The following is a 9,929-nucleotide window of genomic DNA, read 5'->3' as shown; positions in this document are numbered from 1 at the left end:
TCGACGAACGTGGTGTGACCGGCCTCCGCCAGGTCGCGGACGGCCGCCTCGAACTCCACCGTCTGCCGCAGGTTGCGGTACCAGTACTCGGCGTCCAGTTCGGTGCCGGTCACCCACCCGGTGTCCACCGTGGAGAAGAACGGGACCGACGCCTCGCGTGGGGACACACCCTCCAGCACATGCAGGATCTCCTCACGGATCTCCTCCACCTGCGCCGAATGCGACGCATAGTCCACCGGAACCCGCTTCGCCCGCTCCACCTCGCCCAGGACCTGCTCCAGACCCGCCGGATCACCCGAAACCACCACCGACGACGGCCCGTTCACCGCAGCCACCGACACACCCTCAGGCAACAACCCGCGAACCTGCTCCACCGGCAACGGCACCGACACCATGCCACCCCGACCCGCCAACGCCGTGATCGCCCTCGACCGCAGGGCGACGACGAGGGCGCCGTCCTCCAGCGACAGTGCACCCGCCACCACCGCAGCAGCGATCTCACCCTGCGAATGACCCACCACCGCAGCCGGCTCCACACCGAACGACCCCCACAACGCAGCCAGCGACACCATCACCGCCCACAACACCGGCTGCACCACATCCACCCGCCCGAACTCACCGGAACGGACGACCTCCGTCAACCGCCAGTCGGTATGAGCGGCCAGCGCCCGCTCACACTCCCCGAACCGCTCCGCGAACACCGGCGACGACTCCAGCAGCTCCACCGCCATCCCCGCCCACTGCGACCCCTGCCCCGGAAAGACGAACACCGTCTTCCCCACAGACGAAGCCACCCCGGACACCACACCCGCCAACGGCCCACCATCCACCACCGCCCGCAGACCCGCCCCGAACTCGTCCGCCGAACCACCCACCACCACCGCACGATGCTCGAACACCGACCGGCCCACCAAAGCCGCACCCACCGCAGCCCGATCCTCACCCACCAACCCCACCAGCCGACCCGCCTGCGCGCGCACCGCACCCGCCGAACGACCCGACACCACCCACGGCACCACACCCGACGCCACCACACCCGAAGACACCACCGGCGAAGCCACCGGAGCCTGCTCCAGGATCAGGTGAGCGTTCGTACCACTCAGACCGAACGACGACACACCCGCCCGCCGCGGGCCGTCCCAGGGCTGTTCCTCGGTCAGCAGACGTACCTGGCCCGTGGTCCAGTCGACGTGCGGCGACGGCGCGTCCACATGCAGGGTCCTGGGCAGGACACCGTGCCGCATCGCCAGCACCATCTTGATCACACCGGCCACACCGGAGGCGAGTTGCGTGTGGCCGATGTTGGACTTCACGGAGCCCAGCCAGAGCGGTTCCTCGCGGTTCTGGCCGTAGGTGGCCAGCAGGGCCTGCGCCTCGATCGGGTCGCCGAGTGTCGTGCCCGTCCCGTGTGCCTCGACGGCGTACACGTCGGACGGCTCCAGCCGGGCATTGGCCAGCGCCTGCCGGATCACCCGTTGCTGGGCGAGGCCGTTCGGCGCGGACAGGCCGTTGGAGGCACCGTCCTGGTTGGTGGCGCTGCCGCGGATCACGGCGAGCACCGGGTGCCCGTTGCGCCGGGCGTCCGACAGTCGCTCCAGCACCACCACGCCGACCCCCTCGGACATGCCCATGCCGTCGGCGGCGGCGGCGAACGCCTTGCAGCGGCCGTCGGCAGCCAGGCCGCGCTGCCGGCTGAAGCCGATGAAGCCCTCCGGGTTGGCCATCACGGTGACACCGCCGGCAAGGGCGAGCGAGCACTCGCCCGAGCGCAGCGCCTGGCCCGCCAGATGCATCGCCACCAGCGACGACGAGCACGCCGTATCGACGCTGACCGCAGGCCCTTCGAGACCGAGGGTGTACGCGATCCGGCCGGACGTCACACTGGCGGAGCCACCCGTGACCATCTGGCCCTGAAGGCCCTCGGGTACCTCGGCGTTGGCGCCGTAGCCCTGGTAACCGGTGCCGACGAAGACGCCGGCCCGCTCGCCCCGCTGGCTCTCCGGGTCGATGCCGGCCCGCTCCAGCGCTTCCCACGCGGTCTCGAGGAGCAGTCGTTGCTGCGGGTCCATGGTGAGTGCCTCACGCGGGCTGATGCCGAAGAACACGGGGTCGAAGTCGCCCGCCGCGTCCAGGAAGCCGCCGTGCCGGGTGTACGACGTGCCGGGCCGGTCGGGGTCCGGGTCGTAGAGGCCGTCCAGGTCCCAGCCGCGGTCGGCCGGGAAGTCCGAGATGACGTCGCCGCCCGCGCGGAGCAGTTCCCACAGTTCCTCCGGGCTGTTGACGCCGCCCGGGAACCGGCAGGCCATCCCCACCAGTGCGATCGGCTCGTCCTCGGCCGCGACCACGACCGGGGCCGCCGGGGCCGCGGTGCCCTGAGTCAGCTCCGTACGCAGGTGGCGGGCGACGGCGTGGACGGTGGGGTGGTCGAAGACGACCGTGGTGGGCAGCCGAAGGCCGGTCGCCGCGTTGAGCCGGTTGCGCAGTTCCACCGCGGTGAGCGAGTCGAACCCGATGTCGCGGAAGGCGCGCCTGGGGTCGACGGCGTCGGCGCCGGAGTGGCCGAGGACCGAGGCGACCTGTTCGCGGACGAGCGTGACGAGTTCGGCCTCGGACAGCCGGGCCGCGACCGGCGTGGCGGCGGGAGTCTCCTCCCGGGCCAGGGCCGCCACCTCCGGTATCTCGTCCAGCAGGGGACGGGGACGGGCGGAGGTGAAGACCGGCGCGAAGCGCGACCAGTCCACTTCCGCGACGGCGAGGCACGTCTCGTCGTCGTCCATGGCCCGTTGGAGGGCCGCGACGGCCTGCTGCGGGTCGATGAACGGCAGGCCCTGGCGGCGCACCCGGTCCATGTCCAGGCCGCCGGGCATGGCGGCGGACTCCGCCAGGTTCGGGGTGTTCCAGATGCCCCAGGCGATGGACGTGGCCGGGACGCCGCGGCCGCGCAGGTGCTCGGCGTAGGCGTCGAGGAAGGCGTTGGCCGCGGCGTAGGCACCGTGGTCGCCGCTGCCCCAGACGCCGGCGATCGAGGAGAAGAGGACGAACGCGTCCAGGTCGGGCAGCGACTCGGCCAGATGGACCGCGCCCGCGACCTTGGCGTGCACGACGTCCTCGAACTCGGTCAGCGAGGTGTCCGCCAGTGACGCGATCTGGATGAGGGCCGCGGCGTGGACGACCGCGCGGACCGGGGTGCCGTCCGCGTCCAGCCGTGCCACCAGCTCCGCCACCGCCGTACGGTCGGTGACGTCGCAGCCGGTGTACTCCAGCCGCGTCCCGGACTCGGCGAGTTCCGCGCTGAGCGCGGCGGCGCCGGGCACGTCCGCGCCACGGCGGCCGGCCAGGACCAGGTGCTCGGCTCCCGCGGCGGCCAGCCAGCGGGCGATGTACGGGCCGACCGCACCTGTGGCGCCGGTGACCAGGACGGTTCCCCGCGGGCGCCAGGCCCGTCGGGGCGGCCGTCCGTCGGGCAGCGCCCGGGTGAGGCGGCGCACTCGGGCGGTGCCGCCGCGGACCGCCCACTGGTCCTCGTCGCCGCCGCCGGCGAGCACGTCGCAGAGCACGGCGGCGGACGCCTGGTCGTGGTCGGCGGGCAGGTCGACCAGGCCGCCCCAGAACTCCGGGTGTTCCAGGCCGATGACCCGGCCGAGGCCCCACGCCGCCGCCTGCGCGGGGTGCCGCAGTTCCTCGTCGCCGGCCGCGGAGGTGGCGCCCTGGGTCAGGCACCACAACGGCGCGGTCCAGTCCGCGTCGTGGAGCGCCTGGGTGAGCACGGTGGTGAGCGCCAGGCCGGCGGTCAGGCCCGGGTGTGCCGGGTCCGGTCGTTCGGCCAGGGCCAGGAGCGACAGCACGCCCTCCGGCTGCCGCCGGCCGGCCAGGGCCGCGGCCAGTTCCTCCCGGCCGGTACCGGCGGGGACGACGTACTCCTCGACCCGGGCACCGCGCTCGGTGAGCGCGCGGCATGCACCGGCCGCCCAGGCGTCCTCGCGGTGTCCCTCCGGGACGAGCGCCAGCCAGGTGCCTGGCAGCGGCCGGGCCGGGGGCGTGGCCGGGCGCCAGGTGACGCGGTAGCGCCAGGAGTCCGTGGAGCCCTCCGGGGACGGCGGTGCCAGCCAGTACCGCTCGCGCTGGAACGGGTAGGTGGGCAGGGCCGTCTGCCGGCCGCCGGGGTACAGCGCAGCCACGTCCACGTCCACGCCGTGCGCCCATGCGGTACCGAGCGAGGTCATGAAGCGGCGCAGGCCGCCGTCGTCGCGGCGCAGGGTGCCCACCGCCAGGACCGCGGCGTCGCCGTCGGCGTCCTCGGCGGTCTCCTCGATGGGCATGGTGAGGACGGGGTGCGCGCTGACCTCGACGAAGGCGCGGAAGCCGGTGGCGGTCAACCTGCGTACGGCGGCTTCGAGTTCCACGGTCTGCCGCAGGTTGCGGTACCAGTAGTCGGCGTCCAGTTCGGTGCCGGTCACCCACCCGGTGTCCACCGTGGAGAAGAAGGGGACCGACGCCTCGCGTGGGGACACACCCTCCAGCACGTGCAGGATCTCCTCGCGGATCTCCTCCACCTGCGCCGAATGCGACGCGTAGTCCACGGGCACCCGCTTCGCCCGCTCCACCTCGCCCAGGACCTGCTCCAGACCCGCCGGATCACCCGAAACCACCACCGACGACGGCCCGTTCACCGCAGCCACCGACACACCCTCAGGCAGCAACCCGCGAACCTGCTCCACCGGCAACGGCACCGACACCATGCCACCCCGACCCGCCAACGCCGTGATCGCCCTCGACCGCAACGCCACCACCCGAGCGCCGTCCTCCAACGACAGAGCACCCGCCACCACCGCAGCAGCGATCTCACCCTGCGAATGACCCACCACCGCAGCCGGCTCCACACCGAACGACCCCCACAGCGCCGCCAGCGACACCATCACCGCCCACAACACCGGCTGCACACGGTCCACTCGGTCGAAGTCACCGGACCGCACGACGTCCGTCAACCGCCAGTCGACGAACGGGATCAGCGCCCGCTCACACTCCCCGAACCGCGCCGCGAACACCGGCGACGACTCCAGCAGTTCCACCGCCATCCCCGCCCACTGCGACCCCTGCCCCGGAAAGACGAACACCGTCCCGCCCAGTGGATCGGTGGCGACCGGGCGGTCGAGGGCGGCCAGGCCGGCCGTCCAGTCGTCGGCGTCGCGGCCGACGACGACCGAGCGGTACTCGAAGGCGGTGCGGGTGGCCAGGGTGTGGCCGACGTCCACGGGGTTCTCGCCGGTCAGCGGCCGCAGTCGCTCGGCCAGGTCCGCAACGGCTTCCGGTGTCCGGCCCGAGAGCAGCCACGGCACGACCGTGGCGGGCGGGGCGGCGGGCGGGGCGGCCGGGGGCACCGACTCGATGATCGCGTGCGCGTTGGTGCCGCTGATGCCGAACGACGACACACCGGCCCGGCGCGGGCCGTTCCCGTCGGGCCACTCACGGGCCTCGGTCAGCAGCTCCACCCGGCCGGTGGACCAGTCGATGTGCGGCGACGGCTCGTCGGCGTGCAGCGTCCTCGGCAGCGTGCCGTGCTCCATGGCCAGCACCATCTTCATGATGCCGGCGACACCCGCGGCGGCCTGGGTGTGGCCGATGTTCGACTTGACGGAGCCCAGCCACAACGGCCGGTCCGCGTCCCGGTCCTGCCCGTAGGTGGCGAGCAGTGCCTGCGCCTCGATCGGGTCGCCGAGCGAGGTACCCGTGCCGTGCGCCTCCACCACGTCCACGTCGGACGGCTGGAGACCGGCGTTGGCCAGCGCCTGCCGGATCACCCGTTGCTGCGAGGGGCCGTTGGGGGCGGTGAGCCCGTTGGAGGCGCCGTCCTGGTTGACCGCGCTGCCCCGCACGGTCGCCAGTACCGGGTGCCCGTTGCGCCGCGCGTCCGACAGCCGCTCCAGCAGCAGGACGCCGACGCCCTCTGCCATGCCGAAGCCGTCGGCGTCCGCCCCGAAGGACTTGCACCGGCCGTCCGCGGCCAGGCCGCGCTGCCGGCTGAACTCGACGAACCCGCCCGGCGTGGCCATCACCATCACGCCGCCGGCGAGTGCGAGCGTGCACTCGCCGGAGCGCAGCGCCTGGCTCGCCAGATGCACGGCGACCAGGGAGGAGGAGCAGGCCGTGTCGACCGTGACCGCGGGCCCCTCCAGGCCGAAGGTGTACGCGAGCCGGCCGGAGACGACGCTCGCCGAGTTGCCGGTGGCGATGTAGCCCTCGCCGACGTCGGGTGCCCCGGCCAGCAGGGTGATGTAGTCCTGGCTGTTGGTGCCCATGAAGACACCGCCGGGCGTGCCCTTGAGCGAGGCGGGGTCGATGCCGGCCCGCTCGAACGTCTCCCAGCCGGTCTCCAGGAGCAGCCGCTGCTGCGGGTCCATGGCCAGCGCCTCGCGCGGGCTGATGCCGAAGAAGCCCGCGTCGAACTCGCCCACGGCGTCGAGGAAGCCGCCCTCGCGCACGTACGTGGTGCCCGGGCGGTCGGGGTCGGCGTCGTAGAGGCGGCTGACGTTCCAGCCGCGGTCGGTGGGCAGCCCGGTGATCGCGTCGCCGCCCGCGGCCAGCAGCTCCCACAGCGCTTCGGGGGTGCGGACGCCGCCGGGGAAGCGGCAGCCCATGGCGACGATGGCGATCGGCTCGTCGGAGGCCGCGGCCACCGGGGCGGCCACGGCGCTGCGGGTGCCCGCCAGCTCGGCGAGGAGGTGGGCAGCCAGGACCGAGGGGGTCGGGTAGTCGAAGACCAGGGTGGCCGACAGCTTCAGGCCGGTGGCCTTCGTGAGCCGGTTGCGCAGCTCCACCGCGGTGAGCGAGTCGAAGCCGAGCTCGCGGAAGGCCTTGTTGGATTCGACGAGGTCCGGGGAGGCATGACCGAGCACGACGGCCGCGGCACCGCGCACCAGGTCGAGGACGTACCGCTGCCGTTCCGGCTCCGGCATGGCCGCGAGCCGGTCGCCGAGGGACGCTCCGGCGCCCGCTCCGCCGGCCGCCCGCCGCGCGGGCGCGCGCACCAGACCGCGCAGCACGGCGGGCAGGGTCTCCTGCCTGCGCAGCGCGTCGTGGTCGACGCGGACCATGACCGGCGCCGCGAGGTCCGTCGCCAGGGCGGCGTCGAACAGGGCGAGGCCCTGCTCCGAGGAGAGCGGTGTCATGCCGGAGCGGGCCATCCGGGCGAGGTCGCCGTCGTCCAGCCGCGCGGTCAGGCCGCTGCGCTCGGTCCACATGCCCCAGGCCATGGACTGCGCGGGGAGTCCCGCCGCCCGCCGGTGCTGGGCGAGCCCGTCCAGGAAGGCGTTGGCGGCCGCGTAGTTGCCCTGGCCGGGGGCGCCGAAGCTGCCTGCGGCCGACGAGAACAGCACGAAGGCCGCCAGGTCCTGGTCCTGCGTCAGTTCGTGCAGGTGGAGGGCGGCGTCGGCCTTGGCCCGGAAGACCCGGTCGAGGCGTTCGGGCGTGAGGTCGGCGAGGACGCCGTCGTCGAGGACTCCCGCGGTGTGCACGACCGCGGTCAGCGGCCGGTCCAGCGTGTGCAGTACCTGGGCCAGCGCGTCCCGGTCGGAGACGTCACAGGCGACGGAGCGGACGTCGGCGCCGGTGATGTCCGGGGCGGCGCCGCTGCGGCTGAGCATGACGAGATGGCGGATGCCGTGCTCCGCCACGAGGTGTTCGGCGACGAGCCCGGCCAGCACACCGCTGCCGCCGGTGATCAGGACGGCGCGGTCGGGGTCGAGCCGGCGCGGCGGAGTGAGGACGAGCTTGCCGACGTGCTTGGCCTGGCTGAGGAAGCGCATCGCCTCGGGGGCGCGGCGCAGGTCCCAGGTACGGGTCGGCAGTGGCGTGAGCACGCCCTGCTCGAAGAGGCCGAGTACGTCGGTCAGCATCTCGTGGATCCGGTCGGGGCCGGCGTCCATCAGCTCGAAGTCCCGGTAGCACACGCCCTCGTGCGCGGCCGCCACCTGCTCGGGGTCGCGGAGGTCGGTCTTGCCCATCTCGATGAAGCGTCCGCCGCGGGGCAGGAGGCGCAGCGAGGCGTCGATCAGCTCGCCGGTGAGGGAGTTGAGGACGACGTCCACGCCCCGGCCGCCGGTGGCGGCGCGGAAGGCGCTCTCGAAGTCGGCCGTCCGGGAGGAGGCCAGGTGGTCGGCGGCGAGTCCGGTCGCCTCCCACTTGCCGGTACTGGCCGTGCCGTAGACCTCGGCGCCGAGGTGGCGGGCGAGCTGGACGGCGGCCATGCCGACGCCGCCCGCGGCGGCGTGCACGAGAACGGTCTCGCCGGCGCTCAGGCCGGCCAGGTCGACCAGTCCGCGGTAGGCGGTGAGGAAGACCACGGGCACGGCCGCGGCCTGCTCGAAGGTCCAGCCGGCGGGCATCCTGGCCAGCAGCCGCCGGTCGGCGGTCGCGACCGGCCCGTAGCAGCCGGCGAACACACCGCAGACCCGGTCCCCGACCGCGAGGCCGGTGACGCCCGGCCCGGTCCCGGTGACGACACCGGCGCCCTCGATGCCCATCGGGCCCGGCTCGCCGGGGAGCAGGCCGAGGGCGTTGAGCGCGTCACGGAAGTTCATGCCGGCGGCGCGGACCTCGATGCGCACCTCGTTCTCGGCGAGCGGGGCCGTCAGCTCGGGCGCGGGCAGCAGCGCCAGGTTCTCCAAGGTGCCGCGTTCCGTGGTGCCGAGCAGCCACGCGGGGGTGCCGTCGGCGGGCGGCAGCAGGGTGTCCCCGGTGCCGTAGCGGGCCAGTCGCGGCCGGTGGGCGACGCCGTCGCGGAGCGCGAGCTGCGGTTCGCCGGTCGCCGCGGCGGCGGCCAGGAGGGGGGTGGACGCCTCGTCGGAGTCGATCAGTACGAACCGGTCGGGGTGCTCCGCCTGTGCGGAGCGGACCAGGCCCCACACCGCGGCGTGCGCGGGATCCACGTCCGCGCCCGGCTCGGTGGCCACGGCCGCCCTGGTCCGGACGACCAGGGTGCCGTCCTCGGCGAGGGCGTCCTGCAGCCGGGCGAGCACCTGCGCGCTCACCTCGCGCGCCGAACCCGCGCCGACGACGAACACCTCGGGTTCCGGGTGCGTGCCGTCGGTGTCGAGCGCCAGCACCGGCCACTGGAAGTGGTGCGGGAGCTCGCGGGAGGTCTGGAACAGGTCGGGGTTGAGCGGGCGGACCACCAGCGAGCCGACGGTCACGACGGGCTCGCCGGACTCGTCGGCCGCCGCGACGGCGATCGAGTCCGGCCCGTCCGGACGGACCCGGACCCGGAGCACGTGCGCGCCGGACGCCGACAGGGAGACCCGGCGCCAGGCGAACGGCAGCCGTGCCTCGTCGCCCGCGAAGAACGCGCCCAGACCCGCGGCCTGGAGCGCCGCGTCCAGCAGCGCGGGGTGCAGACCGTACGCGTCGGCGTCGTCGGCCTGCTCGTCGGGGAGGGCGACCTCGGCGAACAGGGTGTCGCCCTGCCGCCAGGCGGCCCGCAGCCCCTGGAAGGCCGGCCCGTAGACGAAGCCGTTGCCCGCCATGCGGTCGTAGTAGCCGTCGAGGTCCATCGCCTCGGCTCCGGCCGGGGGCCAGGTGTGGGCGGTGAAGCCGGTGACGGCGGCCGCCTCGGCGAGCGTGCCGCTCGCGTAGCGGGTCCACTCCTGGTCGGCGGGTACGTCCTCGGCCTTGCCGTGGACCGTCAGCCGCCGGCTGCCGTCCGCGTCGGGCGCGCCGACCACGACCTGGATCGCGAGTCCGCCGCGGTCGGGCAGGACCAGCGGTGTTTCCAGGGTCAGTTCCTCGACCGTCCCGCAACCGAGCTGCTCACCCGCATGCTGCGCCAGCTCCAGGAACGCCGTACCCGGCAGCAGAACCGTGCCGTTCACCGCGTGATCCGCCAGCCACGGATGCGACCGCAGCGACAACCGCCCCGTGAACAGATACCCCTCCGC

The 9,929-nt window shown here is 74.0% G+C and carries 1 protein-coding gene; it reads right to left on the bottom strand.

Going from position 1 to position 9,929, the window contains the following annotated elements; translation table 11 throughout:
* Positions 1–9,929 (bottom strand): SDR family NAD(P)-dependent oxidoreductase (locus ABT137_RS50715; RefSeq protein WP_502984723.1); only part of this gene is annotated, 9,929 nt, incomplete at both ends.

The sequence above is a fragment of the Streptomyces sp. NPDC001980 genome, assembly GCF_040296885.1.
GTDB lineage: Bacteria > Actinomycetota > Actinomycetes > Streptomycetales > Streptomycetaceae > Streptomyces.
The sequence above is the reverse complement of the archived record's forward strand: the minus strand, read 5'-3'. Positions and strand labels throughout refer to the sequence as shown.